Origin of the sequence: Mesorhizobium sp. B2-4-12 (genome assembly GCF_006441575.1) — a bacterium.
Lineage (GTDB): Bacteria > Pseudomonadota > Alphaproteobacteria > Rhizobiales > Rhizobiaceae > Mesorhizobium.
In genome coordinates this window covers 1-17,723 of record NZ_VFVC01000003.1, presented here as the reverse complement: position 1 = coordinate 17,723, position 17,723 = coordinate 1, and the positions used below count along the sequence as shown (strand labels likewise).

General features: G+C 62.7%; 18 protein-coding genes and 1 tRNA gene. 6 read left to right on the top strand and 13 right to left on the bottom strand.

Going from position 1 to position 17,723, the window contains the following annotated elements:
• Nucleotides 1–4: 4 nt before the first annotated feature.
• The 7 genes from nirD to FJ934_RS02595 all read right to left on the bottom strand — a co-directional run bounded on the left by nirD (nt 5) and on the right by FJ934_RS02595 (nt 7,076).
• Nucleotides 5–334, bottom strand: coding sequence for a nitrite reductase small subunit NirD (gene nirD, locus FJ934_RS02620; protein ID WP_140607100.1), 330 nt, complete (start codon nt 332–334; stop codon nt 5–7).
• A 5-nt stretch (nt 335–339) separates the two neighbouring features.
• A complete protein-coding gene (gene nirB / locus FJ934_RS02615; RefSeq protein ID WP_140607099.1) occupies nt 340–2,790 on the bottom strand; it encodes a nitrite reductase large subunit NirB in 2,451 nt (816 codons plus the stop codon).
• A 19-nt stretch (nt 2,791–2,809) separates the two neighbouring features.
• A complete protein-coding gene (locus tag FJ934_RS02610; RefSeq protein ID WP_140607098.1) occupies nt 2,810–4,111 on the bottom strand; it encodes a nitrate/nitrite transporter in 1,302 nt (433 codons plus the stop codon).
• Between the two features lie 60 nt (nt 4,112–4,171).
• Nucleotides 4,172–4,342 (bottom strand): hypothetical protein, encoded by a 171-nt coding sequence (locus tag FJ934_RS27890; RefSeq protein ID WP_181165486.1) that lies wholly within the window; start codon nt 4,340–4,342, stop codon nt 4,172–4,174.
• Nucleotides 4,343–4,701: 359 nt separating this feature from the next.
• Nucleotides 4,702–5,940 carry a CmpA/NrtA family ABC transporter substrate-binding protein gene (locus tag FJ934_RS02605; RefSeq protein WP_181165498.1) on the bottom strand — a complete coding sequence of 413 codons (1,239 nt, stop codon included), beginning with the start codon at nt 5,938–5,940 and terminating at the stop codon, nt 4,702–4,704.
• Between the two features lie 2 nt (nt 5,941–5,942).
• Nucleotides 5,943–6,545: an ANTAR domain-containing response regulator gene (locus FJ934_RS02600; RefSeq protein ID WP_140607096.1), complete on the bottom strand. Its 603-nt coding sequence runs from the start codon at nt 6,543–6,545 to the stop codon at nt 5,943–5,945.
• A 454-nt stretch (nt 6,546–6,999) separates the two neighbouring features.
• Nucleotides 7,000–7,076: transfer RNA gene (locus tag FJ934_RS02595), tRNA-Met, on the bottom strand.
• Between the two features lie 240 nt (nt 7,077–7,316).
• On the opposite strand from FJ934_RS02595, the gene FJ934_RS02590 reads away from it, so the two are divergent.
• Complete coding sequence (locus FJ934_RS02590; protein ID WP_140607095.1) at nt 7,317–8,282, top strand: Gfo/Idh/MocA family oxidoreductase; 966 nt, start codon at nt 7,317–7,319, stop codon at nt 8,280–8,282.
• Nucleotides 8,283–8,348: 66 nt separating this feature from the next.
• Here FJ934_RS02590 and mnmA read toward each other — a convergent pair whose 3' ends face one another.
• On the bottom strand, nt 8,349–9,539 hold the full coding sequence (gene mnmA / locus FJ934_RS02585) for a tRNA 2-thiouridine(34) synthase MnmA (RefSeq protein WP_140607094.1): 1,191 nt from the start codon (nt 9,537–9,539) through the stop codon (nt 8,349–8,351).
• A 285-nt stretch (nt 9,540–9,824) separates the two neighbouring features.
• Here mnmA and FJ934_RS02580 point away from each other — a divergent pair, with 285 nt between their 5' ends.
• A complete protein-coding gene (locus FJ934_RS02580; protein ID WP_006203587.1) occupies nt 9,825–10,100 on the top strand; it encodes a DUF1153 domain-containing protein in 276 nt (91 codons plus the stop codon).
• 89 nt (nt 10,101–10,189) lie between these two features.
• Here the strand turns inward: FJ934_RS02580 and FJ934_RS02575 are convergent, their stop codons facing one another.
• Nucleotides 10,190–11,116: an NADP-dependent oxidoreductase gene (locus FJ934_RS02575; protein ID WP_140607093.1), complete on the bottom strand. Its 927-nt coding sequence runs from the start codon at nt 11,114–11,116 to the stop codon at nt 10,190–10,192.
• A gap of 89 nt (nt 11,117–11,205) precedes the next feature.
• On the opposite strand from FJ934_RS02575, the gene FJ934_RS02570 reads away from it, so the two are divergent.
• A complete protein-coding gene (locus tag FJ934_RS02570) occupies nt 11,206–11,604 on the top strand; it encodes a helix-turn-helix domain-containing protein (RefSeq protein ID WP_140607092.1) in 399 nt (132 codons plus the stop codon).
• Between the two features lie 108 nt (nt 11,605–11,712).
• On the opposite strand, the gene FJ934_RS02565 is transcribed toward FJ934_RS02570, so the two are convergent.
• A complete protein-coding gene (locus tag FJ934_RS02565; protein WP_140607091.1) occupies nt 11,713–12,090 on the bottom strand; it encodes a flagellar export protein FliJ in 378 nt (125 codons plus the stop codon).
• 451 nt (nt 12,091–12,541) lie between these two features.
• Between FJ934_RS02565 and ctrA the strand changes: the two genes are divergently transcribed.
• Nucleotides 12,542–13,237: a cell cycle two-component system response regulator CtrA gene (gene ctrA, locus FJ934_RS02560; protein ID WP_006203583.1), complete on the top strand. Its 696-nt coding sequence runs from the start codon at nt 12,542–12,544 to the stop codon at nt 13,235–13,237.
• Nucleotides 13,238–13,351: 114 nt separating this feature from the next.
• Here the strand turns inward: ctrA and FJ934_RS02555 are convergent, their stop codons facing one another.
• Complete coding sequence (locus tag FJ934_RS02555; protein ID WP_140607090.1) at nt 13,352–13,720, bottom strand: response regulator; 369 nt, start codon at nt 13,718–13,720, stop codon at nt 13,352–13,354.
• Between the two features lie 249 nt (nt 13,721–13,969).
• Nucleotides 13,970–14,599 (bottom strand): histidine phosphotransferase family protein, encoded by a 630-nt coding sequence (locus FJ934_RS02550; protein ID WP_140607089.1) that lies wholly within the window; start codon nt 14,597–14,599, stop codon nt 13,970–13,972.
• Between the two features lie 389 nt (nt 14,600–14,988).
• Here FJ934_RS02550 and FJ934_RS02545 point away from each other — a divergent pair, with 389 nt between their 5' ends.
• Nucleotides 14,989–15,525 (top strand): EipA family protein, encoded by a 537-nt coding sequence (locus FJ934_RS02545; RefSeq protein WP_246671414.1) that lies wholly within the window; start codon nt 14,989–14,991, stop codon nt 15,523–15,525.
• Between the two features lie 156 nt (nt 15,526–15,681).
• On the top strand, nt 15,682–16,833 hold the full coding sequence (locus tag FJ934_RS02540; RefSeq protein ID WP_140607087.1) for a hypothetical protein: 1,152 nt from the start codon (nt 15,682–15,684) through the stop codon (nt 16,831–16,833).
• A gap of 33 nt (nt 16,834–16,866) precedes the next feature.
• Here the strand turns inward: FJ934_RS02540 and FJ934_RS02535 are convergent, their stop codons facing one another.
• Entirely contained in the window at nt 16,867–17,664 is a 798-nt protein-coding gene (locus tag FJ934_RS02535) for an RNA methyltransferase (RefSeq protein WP_140607086.1), read from the bottom strand.
• Nucleotides 17,665–17,723 lie beyond the last annotated feature (59 nt).

Below are 17,723 nucleotides of genomic sequence, written 5' to 3'. Positions count from 1 at the left end.
GGGTTCAGGCCGCGCGGCTCGCCAGCGCTGCCAGCGCGATGAACAACTGTCCGTCCTCGGTCTTCACCTGGATAGTGCGCACCGCGCCCTCGTCGGCGCCGACCGCCTTGCCTGTCTCCAGCGAGATCACCCAATTGTGCAAGGGACAGGTTACCGCCGCGCCATGCACGATGCCTTGGCTCAGCGGCCCGCCCTTGTGTGGGCAATGGTCGTCGATGGCGAAGACCGCGTCGTCTGCGGTGCGAAAGACGGCAATCTTGCCTTGTGGCGTCGCGACACAGCGCGCGCCGCGGCGCGGGATGTCGGAGAGCGTGCCGATAGCGATCCACTCCATGATTGTCACTCCGCCGCCTGCGCAAATCCAACCGAAGCCATCGGCCGGAATTCGTGCTTGTCCTTGCCGGAGACGCGCTCCGACCACGGATCGACCTGGGCGAATTTCTGGGAAAAGACGAAGCGCTCGTAATAGGCCTGGCGCTTGTCCGCATCGTCCATGATCTGGCGCTTGATCTCGGCGATGCCGATGCGCTTGGCCCATTTGTAGATGCGCTCGAGATAGCGGCCCTGCTCGCGGTACATCTGCGTCAGCGCCACGATATGCTGCAGCGCTTCGTCCTCGGTCCTGACCATGCCGAGCACTTCGGTGCCCTTGATGTCGAGGCCGGCGGCACCAGCAAAATGAATCTCGTAGCCACTGTCGACGCAGATGACCCCGACGTCCTTGCAGGTCGCCTCGGCGCAATTCCTCGGACAGCCCGACACCGCCATCTTGACCTTGGCCGGCGTCCACGAACCCCACATGAATTTTTCGATGCGGATGCCGAGCCCTGTCGAATCCTGCGTGCCGAAACGGCACCAGTCGGAACCGACGCAGGTCTTCACCGTGCGCAGCCCCTTGGCATAGGCATGGCCGGAGATGAAGCCGGCCTTGCCGAGATCGGCCCACACCGCCGGCAGGTCCTCCTTACGGATGCCCAGCATGTCGATGCGCTGGCCGCCGGTGACCTTGACCATCGGGATCTCGAACTTGTCGACGACATTGGCGATGGCACGCAGTTCCGCGGCGTTGGTCACCCCGCCCCACATGCGCGGCACCACCGAATAGGTGCCGTCTTTCTGGATGTTGGCATGGACGCGCTCGTTGATGAAGCGCGATTGGTAGTCGTCGGCATATTCGTCCGGCCAGTCGCAGACGAGGTAGTAATTGAGCGGGGGCCGGCATTTGGCGCAGCCGCAGGAGGTCTTCCATTCCAGCTCCTGCATGACGGCCGGAATCGTCTTCAGCCCCTTGGCCTTGATCAGCCGGCGCACCTCGTCATGACCGAGCGAGGTGCAGGCACACATCGGCTGCACGGCGGCGGGATTGTACTTGTCGCCGACGGTCAGCACCATCAGCTTCTCGACCAGCCCGGTGCAGGAGCCGCAGGACGCCGACGCCTTGGTGTGGGCGCGCACATCGTCGAGCGAGGTCAGGCCCTTGGCCATAATCGCTGTGGTGATCTTGCTTTTACAAACGCCGTTGCAGCCGCAGATTTCCGCATCATCCGGCAAGGCTGCAACGGCCGCCATAGGGTCCAGCGGGGCACCCCCCTGGTAGGACTGGCCGAAGATCAACGTGTCGCGCATCTCCGATATGTCGGTCTGCTTCTTCTTGAGATCGTTGAACCAGGCGCCATCGGCTGTCTCACCGTAAAGCACTGTGCCGATGATGCGGTCATCCTTCAGCACCAGGCGTTTGTAGACGCCGGCCGATGCATCGCGCAGCACGATCTCCTGGCGGTCGTCGCCGTCGGCGAAGTCGCCGAGCGAGAACAGCTCGATGCCGGTGACCTTGAGCTTGGTCGGCGTGTCCATGTGGACGAAGGCGGCGGTCTCGTCGCCGGCAAGCTGGGAGGCTGCGACGCGCGCCATCTCATAGAGCGGCGCCACCAGCCCGTAGACCATGCCGTTGACCTCGGCGCATTCGCCGATGGCGTAGATGTCGGGGTCGTTGCTGCGCATCCCGGCATCGACGACGATGCCGCGATTGATGGCAATGCCCGCCTCCTTGGCGATCGCCGCATTCGGGCGGATGCCGACAGCCATCACCACCAGTGTTGCCGGAATGATGGTGCCGTCGGCGAGCTCGACCTGTTCGACCTTGCCGTTGCCCGTGATCGCTTGCGTGTTGGCCTTGGTGATGACCTTGATGCCACGCTCTTCGACCGCGCGCTGCAGGAGATAGCCGGCGGCGGGATCGAGCTGGCGCTCCATCAGCGTCGGCATGACATGCAGCACTGTGACATCCATGCCCTGTGCGTTGAGGCCGGCTGCTGCCTCGAGCCCCAGCAGGCCGCCGCCGATAACCACCGCCTTGGCCCGCGACTGTGCGGCCAGCATCATCGCCCGGACATCGTCGAGGTCGCGATAGGTCAGCACGCCCGGCAGGTTGTGCCCGGGCACCGGAATGATGAACGGCACCGAGCCGGTGGCGATGACGAGCTTGTCATAGGGCTCGGTGACGCCATGGTCCGAAGTGACGGTCCTCGCCGGGCGGTCGATGGTGACGATTCGGTGGCCCTTGTAGAGGGTGATGCCGTTCTTGATGTACCAGCCGTCGCCATGGATGATGATTTCCTCATAGGCCTTTTCGCCCGACAGAACCGGCGACAGCATGATGCGATCGTAGTTCACCCGGGGCTCGGCGTTGAAGATGGTGACCTGGTAGCGGCCGGGCGCCTTTTCCAGCAGATGCTCCAGCATGCGCCCGGGGGCCATGCCGTTGCCGATGATGACGAGTTTCTCGGTCATGTCGTGATCCGCTCCGCTGTCACTCTGCCGCGTAGGAAAGGCTTGAAGCACTGGCGGCTGCCGCGCGCTCCATGCGCCGGATGCTGAAATGCATCCAGGCCAGGCAGGAAACGACGATCACGAAGAGCAGCATGAAGCAGCTCGACCAGACGCCGGTGAGATCGTTCAGCGCACCGAAGGCGATCGGCAGGATGAAGCCGCCGAGCCCGCCGATCATGCCGACAACGCCGCCGACTGCGCCGACACTCTGCGGATAGTAGGCCGGGATGTGCTTGTAGACCGCCGCCTTGCCGAGGCTCATGAAGAAGCCGAGCACGCTGGCAACGGCAATGAAGGCGAGCGGGCCGATCTCGAAATGGAAGGCGATCGGCCCGCTGATGCCGCGCACCACATAGTCTGCCGAGGGGAGAGACAGAACGAGGGCGGCGACGGCACACACGGTAAAGGTCCAGTAGAGCACGGTGCGCGCGCCGATGCGGTCGGAGAGCACGCCGCCATAGGCGCGGAAGACGCTCGCAGGGATGGAATAGGCTGCGCCGATCATGCCGGCGGTGGCGATGCCGAAGCCGTAGACGCCGATCAGATAACGCGGCAGCCACAGCGACAGCGCGACGAACGCGCCGAAGGAGAAGAAGTAGTAGAAGGCGAAGCGCCAGACCTGCAGGTTCTTCAGCGGGGCAAATTCCTGCCAGAAACCTCTCACAGCTGCTGCCTTGCCGGCACGGCGCTCACGGATGACCGGATCGTCGCCGGTCGTGAACCAGAAGATGGCCGCCATGACGACGAGTGCCGCCGCCCAGATCAGCGCCACCGACTGCCAACCCCAGGCGAGCAGGACGAACGGCGCTAGGAATTTGGTGACTGCGGCGCCGACGTTGCCGACACCGAAAATGCCGAGCGCGGTGCCCTGCTTGCCGGACGGGAAGAAGCGCGAGACATAGGCGACACCGACGGCAAAAGACCCGCCCGCGAGCCCGACGCCGAGCGCCGCGACCAGCATCTGCCCGTAAGTATGCGCAAAGGCGAGCAGGAAGGTTGCAACCGCCGCCGCAAGCATGGTTGCGGTATAGACAAGCCGCCCGCCAAAGCGGTCGGTCCACACGCCGAGCACCATGCGCACCAGCGAGCCGGTGAGGATCGGCGTACCGACCAGCAGGCCGAATTCCGTCTCGTTCAGTCCGAGCTCCTGTTTTATGCGCACGCCGATGATGGAAAAGATCGTCCACACCGCGAAGCAGACGGTGAAGGCGATGGTGGACATCACGAGTGCTTGCCGCGGGGTGTTGTCCTGGCTGGAGGTGGCTGGGAGATTTGCGGTCATCGTCGGCTCCGGTTTGCGGCGTGGGAGGCGCCGCGCATTGCGTTGATGAGAAGCGCGCGGTCAGCGCGACGGGGCTTGTGCAGTCACCACGGGGCGCGTGACCGTGGTTTTGGGCTCATTGGGAAACAGAAACAGCGCCGCGGCAACGAGCGCGGCCGTCAGCGCGCTGCTCAGCAGGAAGTCGCGGCGGGCGAAATCCTTGAAAGATGTTATTCCGATCCGTTTGGTCATCATTGTCTCCGGCCGGCCGCCGCTTGGGTCGGCACCGTCGATTGCGTGTTCGGGTCCAAAACAAAAAAGCTGCCGGCCAGGCCTCGCGCGTCCGTACATCCGGGATCGCGTCGTGACCTGAGCGGCAGCTTTGCCTGTGGCGCCCGCCATTGGACGCCGATTACTTTGCCCAAGAAGGGCTCGGCTACTTCAAAGCAGGAACCGTGCCAGTTTCTGTTGGGATGAAAAAACTCTGTAGAATCAATAACAATCGGTCACGGCTAACGTTTCTGCCGACGCAGTATGCAGTTCAAACATTGGTCAATGGCGCAACCAAGCGCACAATTTTTGTGCAATGCACAAGAATGCCACGGAAATGATCAGGCCTGCGACGGAGCCGACCTTTGGCTTGCAATGTAGTCTTCGATCTCGTCGGGATCGAAGATCTGGCCATCGAAGAAACCGTCGGGGCCGAGCACGAGGCTCGCCCCTGCCGAACCGACCGGCGTCGCGGCCTTCAGCGCGCCCTCGACCTTGGCGTTGGCGCCGGGCAGCGCCACGCCGAGCGGCTTCAGCGCCGCGCGGTAGAGGTCGGGCCGGTAGCAGTCGCGGGCAATGGCCAGGTTTTGCGGCGTATGCGCCGACTGCCCCCAGCGCACCATCTGTGTGTAGAACCACAGCGCATGGCTCTTCCAGGGAAAGTTCGCCGCCTTGTCGAAGGGCACGAAGAAATCCTCGACACGCCGCACCGCGCCGCCGCCCAACGGGAGATGGCCGGTCAGAACCGGCATCTGCACCGCCGGCGGCAGGCCGAGGAAGCCTGGCTGTGCCATCACAGCGGCCAATTCGCCATGGTTCGCCGGGTCCTGGCACCAGCGCGCCGCGTGATGCAGCGCGCGCAAAAGTGCGGCCAGTGCCTCGGGATTTTGCTCCGCCCAGGCCTTGCGCGCGCCGAGCACCTTTTCCGGGCTGTTGCGCCATATCTGCGCCTTGACGGTGACGATATGGCCGGTGCCGACGGCAACCGCAGCGCTGTTCCAGGGTTCGCCGACGCAGTAGCCGTCAATGCGGCCGGCGGCCAACGCGTCGGCCATGAAAGGCGGTGGCACGATGACGATTTCGATCTCGCGCCGGGGATCGACGCCACAGGCGGCAAGCCAGTAGCGCAGTTCGTAATTGTGTCCCGAATGCGGGTGCACGACGGCGAAGCGAAGCGGCTCGCGGCCAGCGGCCGCGCGCTCGCGGATAAAGGCGCCGAGTGCTGCTCCGGCGCGTGCCGGATCGAGATCCGATACGGCGCCATGCGCCGCCATGCCGGCCCAGACGGCGTTGGCAATGGTGACGCAATTGCCGCCAAGCCCCAGCGAGAAGGGCACTATGGTCTCGGAAGCGAGCGGGCTCAGTCCGAGATTGCAGGCGAGCGGCATCGGCCCCAGCATATGGGCGACATCGAAATGGCCGATGGCGATGCGGTCACGGATGTTGGCCCAGGAGGTCTCGCGATGCAGCGTCAGGTCTATGCCCTCGCGCGCGGCAAAGCCGAGCTCGCCGGCCGCCACCAGCACGGCGCTGTCGAAAAGCGGCATGAAGCCGGCGGTGATCTGGTACGCAGCGCCCATGCTCATTCGTCCTCCGCCGGTCCCAGCAGCCCTGCGGCTGTCACCAGGCTCTGGGCGATCTCGCTGATCTTGCGGTTCTGGTTCATCGCTGTCTTGCGAAGCAGCGTGTAGGCGGCCTCTTCCGTCAGGCCGCGCGACTTCATCAATATGCCCTTGGCGCGGTCGATCAGCTTGCGGTTCTCGAGTTCGCTGCGCGCTTCTTCCAGCTCGCGCGCCATGCGCGAGAAGGCGTTGAAGCGGCTCACCGCCATGTCGAGGATCGGCTTGACGCGCTCCTGCCTGAGGCCATCGACGACATAGGCCGATACGCCCGCCTCGACCGCCGCTTCGATCGAGGCCTGGTCGGAACGGTCGACGAACATGGCGATCGGCCGCTTCACCGCGCGCGACAGCTGGAACATGTTCTCCAGCATGTCACGGTTCGGGTTTTCGAGGTCGATGACGATGACATCCGGCTCGATCTCGGCGATGTGCCGCGCAATGCCGACGACATCATGGATGACGGTGACCCGCTCATGCCCGGCCTCGCGCAAGCCGGCCTCGATGATCGAGGCTCGGATGCGGTTTTCGTCGATGACCAGGACGGTGAGCGAGGATCGGACCATGCCTCAATATCGCCAAGCTGCGAAATTGTGCAATGCGGGATAGCGCGATGTCAGCAATGCGCCGAAGCGGTCTCTCGTTGTTGCCTTTCGAGAACGACGGCTCTTGGCGCTGCTTGCTCGTTCCGTGCGCGCTATTGAACGCGGGGACTCAACGCCTTGTACGACGGTCAGCCTCGCTGAGGGGCGGCGGCCGCTCTGGGTCAATTCACGTCGACGCTCCAAGGGTACATGAAGGTCCGCTTTCGACATTCCGAGCTTTGAAGCTGCAAGTCCGCTTCCGGCCCAAAGGCGACATCAGAACATCTGCTCTCCAAAGACCGCTTCGGGCGCATTTGCGACGTTCGTTGGCACCACAAGGTAGCAGGCTCGGCCCTGAAATCATTGAAGATTTTCCGGACAGGGCGCCACCAAAGGCTCATGTTTTTATTGTGGTTTCAATAGCTTATAAGTAGGTTGGTAGCGGGAGAGGGACTTGAACCCCCGACCCCAGGATTATGATTCCCGTGCTCTAACCAACTGAGCTACCCCGCCAGGGCGGCAGAAGGCCTGAAATCCGCTTTCAATCGAAAGGCAGTTCGAGGCGTTCGCCAAGGTCGCGCGGATATAAGATTGCGAGGGCGAGCCTGTCAAGCTTCGAAGCATTCTATATCGGCGCATATTCTCATTGCGGAAAAAGCTTTGCCGCGTGGCCATTTGGTTGCAACCGCCGGGGTTGAGTTCGAAGAGGCACGTCGCTATGTCTCGGCCACGAGTTTTTAGAGTTTGAAACAGATGAAGCCGCGCATTGCAGTCCTCGGTTGCGGATACTGGGGCAGCAACCATATCCGCACCCTCAAGGCGCTCGGCGCGCTGCATGCGGTTTCCGACGCCAACCGGGCCCGCGCCGAAGGCTTTGCCAGCGAACAGGACTGCCTGGCGATCCAGCCCGACCAGCTGTTCGTTCGCGACGATATCGACGCCATCGTCATGGCCTTGCCGCCGCAGTTCCATGCCGATCTTTCCGTGCGCGCCGTCGAGAGCGGCAAGGACGTGCTGGTGGAAAAGCCGATCGCGCTGACGGTGCCGGACGCGGAGCGCTCGGTGCAAGCGGCCAAGGACAATGGCCGCGTCTTCATGGTCGGCCATGTCCTACGTTTCCACCCCGCCTTCGAGACGCTGAAGGGGCTGATCGACAAAGGCGAGCTCGGCGAGGTCCGCTACATCCATTCGCACCGGCTCGGCCTCGGCAAGTTTCATACCGAGAACGATGCGCTTTGGGACTTGGCGCCGCACGATCTGTCGATGATCCTCGCCATCACCGGCACGGAGCCGATCGAGGTGCGCGGCGAGGGCGCGGCGCTGCTCGATAGCCTCAGCGATTTCGCGCATCTGCACATGCGCTTTCCCAACGGCTTGCGCAGCCATCTTTTCACGTCGCGGCTCAACCCCTATCGCGAGCGGCGGCTGACCGTGGTCGGCACCAAGGCGATGGCGGTGTTCGACGATGTCGAGCCGTGGGAACGCAAGCTTGCCGTCTATCGCCACGCGGTCTGGCAGGACAGCGGCCAATGGGCGTTCACCACCAACGAGCCCTCCTATGTCGCGGTCGCGCAAGGCATGCCGCTGACGCGCGAGCTGGAGCATTTCATCCAGTGCATCGAGACGCGGGCCGAACCGCGCACCAGCGGCGAGGAAGCGATCAGGGTGCTGCGCATCCTGACGGCGGGCACGGTCACCCACACCAAGTCCAGATCCTGAGACCGTTTGGAAATTCTACCCTGGCGGCCAGAGCGGATTTCGCACGGCCTTTGAGAGGATAGAATCCTATTCGGCGGGAACCTGCGCAGGCTGCGCGGCAAGCCGGCTCAGCATGGCTTCGGCCTCTGCGCCGCGCTCGGAACGCTCGATGAAGCCGCCGCCGAAGACGCGGGCCTCGTTGCCGTCGTCGGAATAGAGCACGCAAGCCTGTCCGGGCGCGATGCCGGACTCGCCATCGGCCAGTTCGACCGAGGTCACGCCGGCCTCATGGCGCAGCACCGCGGGGCGTGGCGGCCTGGTCGAGCGCACCTTGGCGAACAGCTCGAGGCCGCCGGCGGGGACATCGGCCAGAGGTCCGTCGCCAAGCCAGTTCATGTTGCGCAGGTAGATCTTGTGCGTCTCCAGCGCCTCGCGCGGACCGACCACGACGCGCGCCCGTTCGGCGTCGAGATGGACGACATAGAGCGGCTCGCCGGACGCGATGCCGATGCCGCGGCGCTGGCCGATCGTGTAGCGCAGGATGCCTTCATGGCGGCCAAGCACGCGGCCGTCGATGTGGACGATGTCGCCCGGATTGGCGGCCGCCGGCTTCAGCTTGGCGATAATGTCGGAATATTTTCCCTGCGGCACGAAGCAGATGTCTTGGCTGTCCTGCTTGGCGGCCACCGTGAGCCCCATCTCCTCGGCAATGGCGCGGACCTGCGGCTTCGACAGGCCACCGAGCGGAAAGCGCAGATAGTCGATCTGCGCCTGCGTGGTGGCGAACAGGAAATAACTCTGGTCGCGGTCGGCATCGACCGGCCGGAACAGCGCACGGTGTGCGCCATTGGCGCCGGAGCGGATATAGTGGCCAGTGGCGAGCGCATCGGCGCCCAGCTCCTTGGCGGTGGCCAGGAGATCGGCGAACTTCACCGTCTGGTTGCAGGAGACGCAAGGTATCGGGGTCTCGCCGGCGACATAGCTTTCGGCAAAGGGATCGATGACGGCCTTGCGGAAGCGCTCCTCGTAATCGAGCACATAGTGGGGAATGCCCAGTGTCTCGGAGACGCGGCGGGCATCGTCGATGTCCTGCCCGGCGCAGCAGGAGCCGGCCCGGTGGGTCGCAGCACCATGATCGTAAAGCTGCAAGGTGACGCCGACGACATCATAGCCCTCGCGCTTCAGCAGGCCGGCGACCACGGACGAATCCACGCCGCCCGACATGGCGACGACGATGCGGGTGTTTTCGGGACGTCCGGGAAGATCGAGACTGTTCATGATGCTTTCATTCTGCGCGACGCCTGAATGCCAATGTCGAGAATATAGGTCAAGCTTTCCCACGGCGCCAGCTGCGGGGCGATTCACTGGACTGGCCAATGCCGGGAGCGGACAGGTTTCCCCAGCCGATTCAAGGCTTGCAGCCGGATGTTTCAAATGCTTGCGAAAAGACTAACGCCGCGTTCACGATCCTTACCTAGTCATTACGGACTGCTTAGGCAATTTTTAAAGCTGTGGCGGTAACGTGGCGGGGATTGGGTCTTTGATGTTTTTGTAGAGAGTACGATGACCGATCTGGTTAGACCTAGAGTTAAATATGTTATCGGGCCCGACGGCAGCCCACTTACGATCGCCGATCTGCCGCCGACGAACACGCGTCGCTGGGTTATCCGGCGCAAGGCGGAAGTGGTTGCGGCGGTGCGCGGCGGGCTTTTGAGTCTCGAAGAGGCATGCCAGCGTTACAAGCTGACCACCGAGGAATTCCTGTCCTGGCAGGCGTCGATCGACGAATACGGCCTCGCCGGGCTGCGCACCACGCGCATCCAGCAATACCGGCACTGACTGTAGAGAGTTTGGAAAAAGGGCGCGGACTCCGCGCTCTTTTGTTTTCCATCGCGATTCTTCATTCCTGGAAGCGCGCCTTCTGGCGGTCAGACCGCCAGCACCACCTTGCCAATCGGCTTGGTGGCCAGGAAAGCGTGGGCGGCACCGGCCTGCTCAAGCGGAAAGCGCTTCGCCACATGGACGGTGAGCTTTCCGGCATCGATCAACCGGCCGAGTTCCAGGAGGGCTTCGCGGTCGGGCACGACCGACATGCGCTCGACCCGGATGCCCTCAGCGCTGGCCTTCGCCTTCGCGGCATCGCTGACATTGAGCAGCGACACCAGCACGCCGCCGCGCCTGAGCACTTTCAACGAGCGCTCGGTCTGGTCACCGCCCACCGTCTCCAGCACCAGGTCGACGTCACGAACTTTCTCAGCGAAATCACCGCTGGTGTAGTCGATCACCTCGTCGGCGCCGAGCTTGCGGACAAAGTCGAGCTTGTCAGGGCTGGCCGTCGAGGCGACCCAGGCGCCGCGCGCCTTGGCGATCTGCACCGCCAGATGGCCGACGCCGCCGGCACCCGCATGCACCAGCACGCGCTGGCCGGATTTCAGCCCACCATGGCGGACAAGGCCTTGCCAGGCGGTGAGGCCGGCCAGCGGCAATGCGCCGGCCTGGGGGTGGTCGGCGCTCTTCGGCTTCAACGCTATCTCATTGGCGGGCACGGCCGCCAGCTCGGCATAAGCCGCCGCCTGCTTGGGGAAGCGCGGCATGCCGAACACCTCGTCGCCGACCTTAAGGCCGATGACACCAGGCCCCAGTGTCTCGACCGTTCCGGAAATATCCCAGCCGAGGATGAAGGGCGGTTCGCCAAGCAGCTTATAACGGCCGGCGCGCACGGCGCCATCGACCGGATTGATGCCGGCTGCCCGGACGCGGACCAGCACTTCGCCCGCCTTCGGCGTCGGATCTGGCTGATCGGCAATGACGAGCACGTCGGGTCCGCCAACGGAATTCTGGATAACGGCACGCATGGGATGTCTCCTGCTGGTATGGTGCCACTATCATTTGGAAAGTAATGTTCTCTTGTCCAGTATGCACCTTTTCGATATATAGGCACCTCATGGATAGTGACCTTGACACCCCCTTCGGCTATGACGCGTTCCGGCGGACTTGTCCTTCGCACACCGTGCTCGAAATGCTGGCCAGCAAATGGGTGTATCTGGTGGTCTGCGCGCTGCGCAAAGGCCGTCACCGCAATGGCGAGCTTGCCCGCAAGCTCGAAGGCATTACGCCCAAGATGCTGACGCAGACGCTGCGCGTGCTGGAGCGTGACGGCCTTGTGCGGCGCGAGGTTTTTGCCGTCATTCCGCCGCGCGTCGAATATGAATTGACCGAGCTTGGCCAGAACCTGGCGGGGCTGCTCACCCAGATCAGGTCATGGGCCGAACAGCACACGCCGGACATCAAGGATGCCCGTGCAAAGGCGATTGCCGCGAATGAAGGGGAATGGGCCGCTTAGATCGGAAATCTTCCGCGGCAATTCGGCCGGAGCCGGTTCGAAGTCGCCGCTCGAGAACCGCGCGGAGCCGCGCGCCGGCGGGCGCGCTCGACGATATGGTCGGCCGGTTCAGCCGATCATCGCGCTGCGGCCGCCGGTTTCGGCGTCGCGGATCTTGGTGTCGCGCGATTCCAGCATTTCAGCCTTGGAAAGCTCCGCTTCAGCTTCGCCGAGTAATGATTCGGCAGTGCTTCGCTGTTGGGCGAGGTCGCTCTGCGAGTTTCTGAGGTTGTCGCGGCGCAAGCGCGCCGCCTTGGCGAAGGTCGGATAGGCGAAATGATTGATGTCGGTGATGCCGGCTTTCTTTTCCTCGGCGGTGATCTGAAGCTCCAGTTCGACAGCCATGCGCTCGAACTCGGCGATCATCATGTCGAGCTGCAGCAGCTGCCGCCGCTTCTCATTCACCTGAAACTGTTTCAGCCGAACGAGGTTTTCACGTGACTTCATGATTCGGTACTCCCGGAAACGCACACCCGCACATATCGTCCAAACCACTTGGAAAGGCCCAAGCTCTGCCCGTGTCCACCGGCTTTCCCCGCACTATGGGAAACAAAACCCTAAAGTTTTTTGCCGACGGTAACCATTCGTTTACGGGCATTGTTAATCATACGGGTCAGGGCTTAAGGCCGGGTAAAAATTCCGGCCGCCGAAGCGAAGGCGCGTCGATGAGTCCCTAGAGTCGCTTAGTCCAGGTTGTTAATGTGTTGCATTAGGAATTTGGGTCCGTGATTCATTATTGGATTCAAGAGGGTGTAGCAAGAGGTTAAAAAATCTGATACCGTCATGGACGAGAAATTAGGTTTTGTTAACCATTCGATGGCAGCCTCTGCAAAGGCAACCACTGCTCCGGGTTCAGGACGGGTCGTGAAATGGTCCGGCGGCAGAAAAGGGGAATGAAATGCGTGTTCTGCTGATAGAAGATGACAGTGCAACCGCACAAAGCATCGAGCTGATGCTGAAATCGGAAAGTTTCAACGTCTATACGACCGACCTCGGTGAAGAGGGCGTCGATCTGGGCAAGCTCTACGACTATGACATCATCCTTCTCGACCTCAACCTGCCCGATATGTCCGGCTACGAGGTCTTGAGAACGCTCCGCCTCTCCAAGGTGAAGACGCCCATCCTCATCCTTTCCGGCATGGCCGGCATCGAGGACAAGGTGCGCGGCCTCGGTTTCGGCGCCGACGACTATATGACCAAGCCGTTCCATAAGGACGAGCTGGTGGCGCGCATCCACGCCATCGTGCGGCGCTCCAAAGGTCACGCCCAGTCGGTCATCACCACTGGCGACCTGGTGGTCAACCTTGACGCCAAGACCGTCGAAGTCGGCGGCCAGCGCGTGCACCTCACCGGCAAGGAATACCAGATGCTGGAGCTGCTCTCGCTGCGCAAGGGCACCACGCTCACCAAGGAAATGTTCCTCAACCACCTCTATGGCGGCATGGACGAGCCGGAACTGAAGATCATCGACGTCTTCATCTGCAAGCTGCGCAAGAAGCTCGATGCCGCGTCCGGTGGCCAGAACTACATCGAGACGGTCTGGGGCCGCGGCTATGTGCTGCGCGAGCCCGAAGACATCCGCGTCAGCGCCTGAGCGGCGAGCGCCGTCCGAATATCCAATTCGACAAAAAACCCGGCTCCGGCCGGGTTTTTTGCGTCCTTAGCCGGTGATAGGTGGGATCGGCACTAAGGGTGGGCTGCTGCCGTATCAGGCGGCGATCTTCAGCGTGCGGAAGCGCTCGAGCAGCTGCGGGCGATTGAAGGGCTTCAGCAGATAGCCCTGGGCGCCGGCGCGCTTGGCCCGCATGATCGACGCGATATCGAGCTCGACCAGCGAGATCAGGATCTGCGGCTTTATCGGGCTTTCCATGGCGCGCACGCGGCGGATGAGGTCAACCGCCTGCACATCCGGCAGGGCGCCGTCGACGACGATGATGTCGGGCATATCGGCGGCGCACATCTCCAGCGCGTCAAGCCCGCTGGCTGCCTCGATGACCACCATGTCGGAACCGCCCAGGATGCGTTTTGCAACTTTCCTGATGACGCTTGAATCGTCGACGAACATGCAGCGTTTCATTTTTCCGGGTCCTCTTTGCCCTGGGGCAATCCGGTCGTGTCGGGGCACCTGGCGTGCACCCTAGACCGATCCGGTAAAGAAGCCGAAAAGCCTTTGGGTAAAATTTTTGCAAAGATGCCATCCGGCTGGCTTTTCTTTGCGGATGCTTGGATGCTGCCCCTTAGGAAAAGCTTAACGCTTCCGGTCGAGCTGTCACGGCAATATTTCGCCGCTGAAATACTTTGCGCTCCCGTCAAACCGGCCGGGTACTCAGGCTACCGAAAGCACGATTTCTTCCGCCGTCGCATGGATCGATATCGTCATGCCGGCCTCACGAGCCAGAAGCAGCGTGTAATAGGGCTGCACCGAATGCGCATCGATCGGCTCTTCCGGCTTGTGCCCGGAATGCAATTCGAGGAATTTGGGCGGCACGCGCAGCATCGGCCCGCTTGCCGAAAGGGAAAAGCGCGGCTCGGTTTCGAGATTCTCGAGGGTCACGACCAGCTTGCCGCCGCGCGGAATGGCGGCATTGGCAACCAGAATCAGGTTGAGCAGAAGCTTGACCTTGTTCTTGGGCAGCAGCGCGCGGGTCCCTTTCCAGGTCAGTTCCGGCTTTTCATTCTTGAGGAAAGCAATGGCAACCGCTTCGGCGTCGCCAGTGTCGATCAGCATTCCAGCAGAACCGGCCGCGCCGAAGGCGATGCGGGCGAACTGCAGGCGGGCCGAGGCATTCCTGGCGCTCTGGCGGATGAGCCGCATGGCGTCTTCGTCGGCGCCGCCTTCGTCGAGCAGTTCAAGCCCGTTGTTGATCGCGCCGACCGGCGAGATGATGTCGTGGCAGACGCGGCTGCACAGAAGCGCCGCCAGGTCAGGGGCGGAAAGGGTGAACAGATCGGCCATCGGTGAAAATCCCTGCAAAATTCCACAATTCGTGGCCGAGCGATCGATTGTCGCGCCTGCCCACACGAATCACGCTCCAACCCGAGGCTTTCTGAATACACAGCACTCGTATGTACAGCAACAAATCCAAAATTGTCGTCGGGCCAAATGGCGTGTTCGCGCCGGCTGCCAGCGCCGGGCGCGCCTCAAAGTCAGCCTTCGAACCGCCATCTTCCTGTGGGAGTTAATGGTTGAAAAAGAATTACGGCATAGTTTGCCCCTAACAGTCATCCTTAACGGCCGCCTAAAGAGCCGGACCGGGTGCGAGGCGTCGGCGAAAGTGCTCCATGACGGAGATTGGAAGCATGTTTTCCCGATTCTATGACCGGAGTTTCCTCCGCGTCCTTACAATGGCGATCACGCTCATGGGCGTTCTCGTCTTCTCGACTTCAGCCCTGCGAGCCCAGGAATACACCGCTCAGGAGATTATCGATTCCGGCCACAAGTTCTTCGGCGCGACATCGGGCGGGCTCGCCACGGTCATCGAGAAAATCTTCGCTTCTTACGGGCTGCCCAATGGCTATCTGCTTGGTGAGGAAGGGTCGGGCGCTCTGATCGGTGGCCTGACCTATGGCGAAGGTACGCTCTACACCAAGAATGCCGGCGATCACAAAGTGTTCTGGCAAGGCCCGTCGCTGGGCTGGGATTTCGGCGGCGAGGGGTCCCGGGTGATGATGCTGGTCTACAATCTCGACGATGTCGGCAACCTCTACAACCGCTATGGCGGTGTGGCCGGTTCGGCCTATGTGGTGGCGGGTATCGGCTTCAACGTGCTGAAAAACAACAATGTGCTTCTGGTGCCGATCCGCACCGGTGTCGGCGCCAGGCTCGGCGTCAATCTCGGCTACCTGAAGCTGACCGAGCGGGCGACCTGGAACCCCTTCTGATCCCAACTCGTCGTGATCGCAAAGCCGGCTTTTCGATGGGATTTGTAGGCCCGTGCCCAATGCGCTGTGGCAAGACCTTGCCGCAGCGCCGGATTTCCGCCATGCCAGTATGATGCGGTCCAGTTCAGGCGGTTGCCGCCAATAGCGGGTGGTCCTTTGGTTCAGTCAGTCCTGTTCTTCGCCCTCGGCTTTCTCTGTGCCGGCTTTCTGGCGCTGATCGTGGCTCCGGCCGTCTGGCGGCGCGCCGTCACGCTGACCCGCAGGCGCATCGAAGCCTCGATCCCGTTGACGAAATCCGAGATCCAGGCCGACAAGGACCGGATCCGCGCCGAGTATGCCATGACCACGCGCCGCCTCGAAATGAACGTCAAGGCGCTACGCGAGAAGGCGGCCGAACAACTCGTCGAGATCAATCGCGGCCGCGAGGCGTTGAAGGGGCTGGCGGTCGAGCGCACGGACAAGAATCAGGCGCTCGCCGAACTCGGCGCCAAGAACGAGGCGCTGCGCCAGCGCGAGGAGGAATTGCATCAGCTTTCGGAGCGGCTCAAGGAGACCGAACGCAAGCTGGAGAAGCGGGCGCTCGAGTTCGAAAAGCTGGAGCTCATGTATGATGACGCCAGCTTCTCCTCCAGCAGCCGCCAGATCGAACTCGTGGCGCGCGAATCCGAGTTGCAGAAGCTCGCCAGCGACATTGCGCTGCTGCGCGGCCAGCGCAAGGATGCAGACCGGCGCCATCAGGAGATCGCGGCTGAAAGCAAAGCTGTGCGCGATGCCCTGAAGGCCGAGAAGAAGAGGGCGGCGGAACTCGACAAGAAGGTTGAACGGCTGCTCGCGACACTCGCCGACCGCGAAGACAAGCTCGATCGCCGCGAAAAGGAATTGGCCCGGCTGCGTGAAAAAACGAAGACCGAGGACGGCGCGCCGGCCTTGCGGCTGGTCGGCAAGCCGGATGAAGCGGACCGGCATGACGAGGCCAGCAGGCGCGACGACGTGGACCGGGCGATCGCCAAGCTCGACAGTGATCGCGAACGGCTGGAGGCCAGGCTGACGGCGCTGGCGCGTGAGAACAAGCGGCTGAAGGCGGATCTCGCTGCCACGGCATCGTCAGGGTCGACGAATGGCAGCGCCGCGCTGCGCGAGCAGATGAACGAGCTGGCGGCCGAAGTCGTCCACCTGACGGCGAAGCTCGAAGGACCTGACTCGCCGATCGCCAAGGCGCTGGCAGCGCCGACGGACAGCCGGTCCGATAGCGGCGACCGCAGCCTCGCCGACCGTGTGCGGGCCTTGCAGAAAGCGGCCGCGAACTGAGGCGGTAGTGCGGCTATCGGCGTTGTGGCCTGCCTAACGACGCGAGAAATGATCCAGCGCAATAGCTGAGGCCGCCGCGACATTCAGGCTATCGAAGCCTTCCGACATGGTGATCCGCACGGTCCGCAGGCGCTCAAGCAGGCTTTCGGGCAGGCCTTCGCCCTCGGTGCCGAGATAAAGCGCCAGGCGTGCGGCTGGCCTTGCATCGCGTATATCGGTCTTTCCGCGGGGCGAGAGCGCGAATTGTTCAAAGCCCCGTTCGGCGAGCGTCGCCGTGAACCCCGCCGTGTCGGTGAAGGAGGCGAATGGGATCTTGAGCGCGGCGCCGACCGAAACGCGGATCGCCTTGCGATAAAGCGGATCGCAGCATGTCGCATCCATCAATACCGCATCGGCGCCGAAAGCGGCGGCGTTGCGGAAGATCGAGCCCATATTGTCGTGATTGGCAATGCCGACGAGCACCACGACCAAGGCTTGAGCCGGCAAGGCGTCCAGCAATATCCCGGCCGGCTGCGGCGTTCCCTTGCGGCCGATGGCCAGGATGCCGCGATGCATGTGAAAGCCGGCGATCACGTCCATGACCGCGCCGGCGACGACGTAGACCGGCAGGTCCGAAGGCGCCTTGTGCAATATGTCCTTCAGGCCGCCGAACCGGTTTTCCAGAACCAGCACGGATTCCGCCCCGAAGCGACCGGACGACAAAAGCAGGTCGAGCACCACCTTGCCTTCGGCGACGAAACGGCCTTGCCGGCCCGCGAGATCGCGTTCGCGGATATCGAGATAGGCTGTGACGCGTGGATCCCGTGGATCGTCGATGCGGATTGGGTCCAAAGATGTCCTCTGCTCAAAGATCGAGAGCGCGGTTGGTGCGTCGGGAAAGACGCACCAAC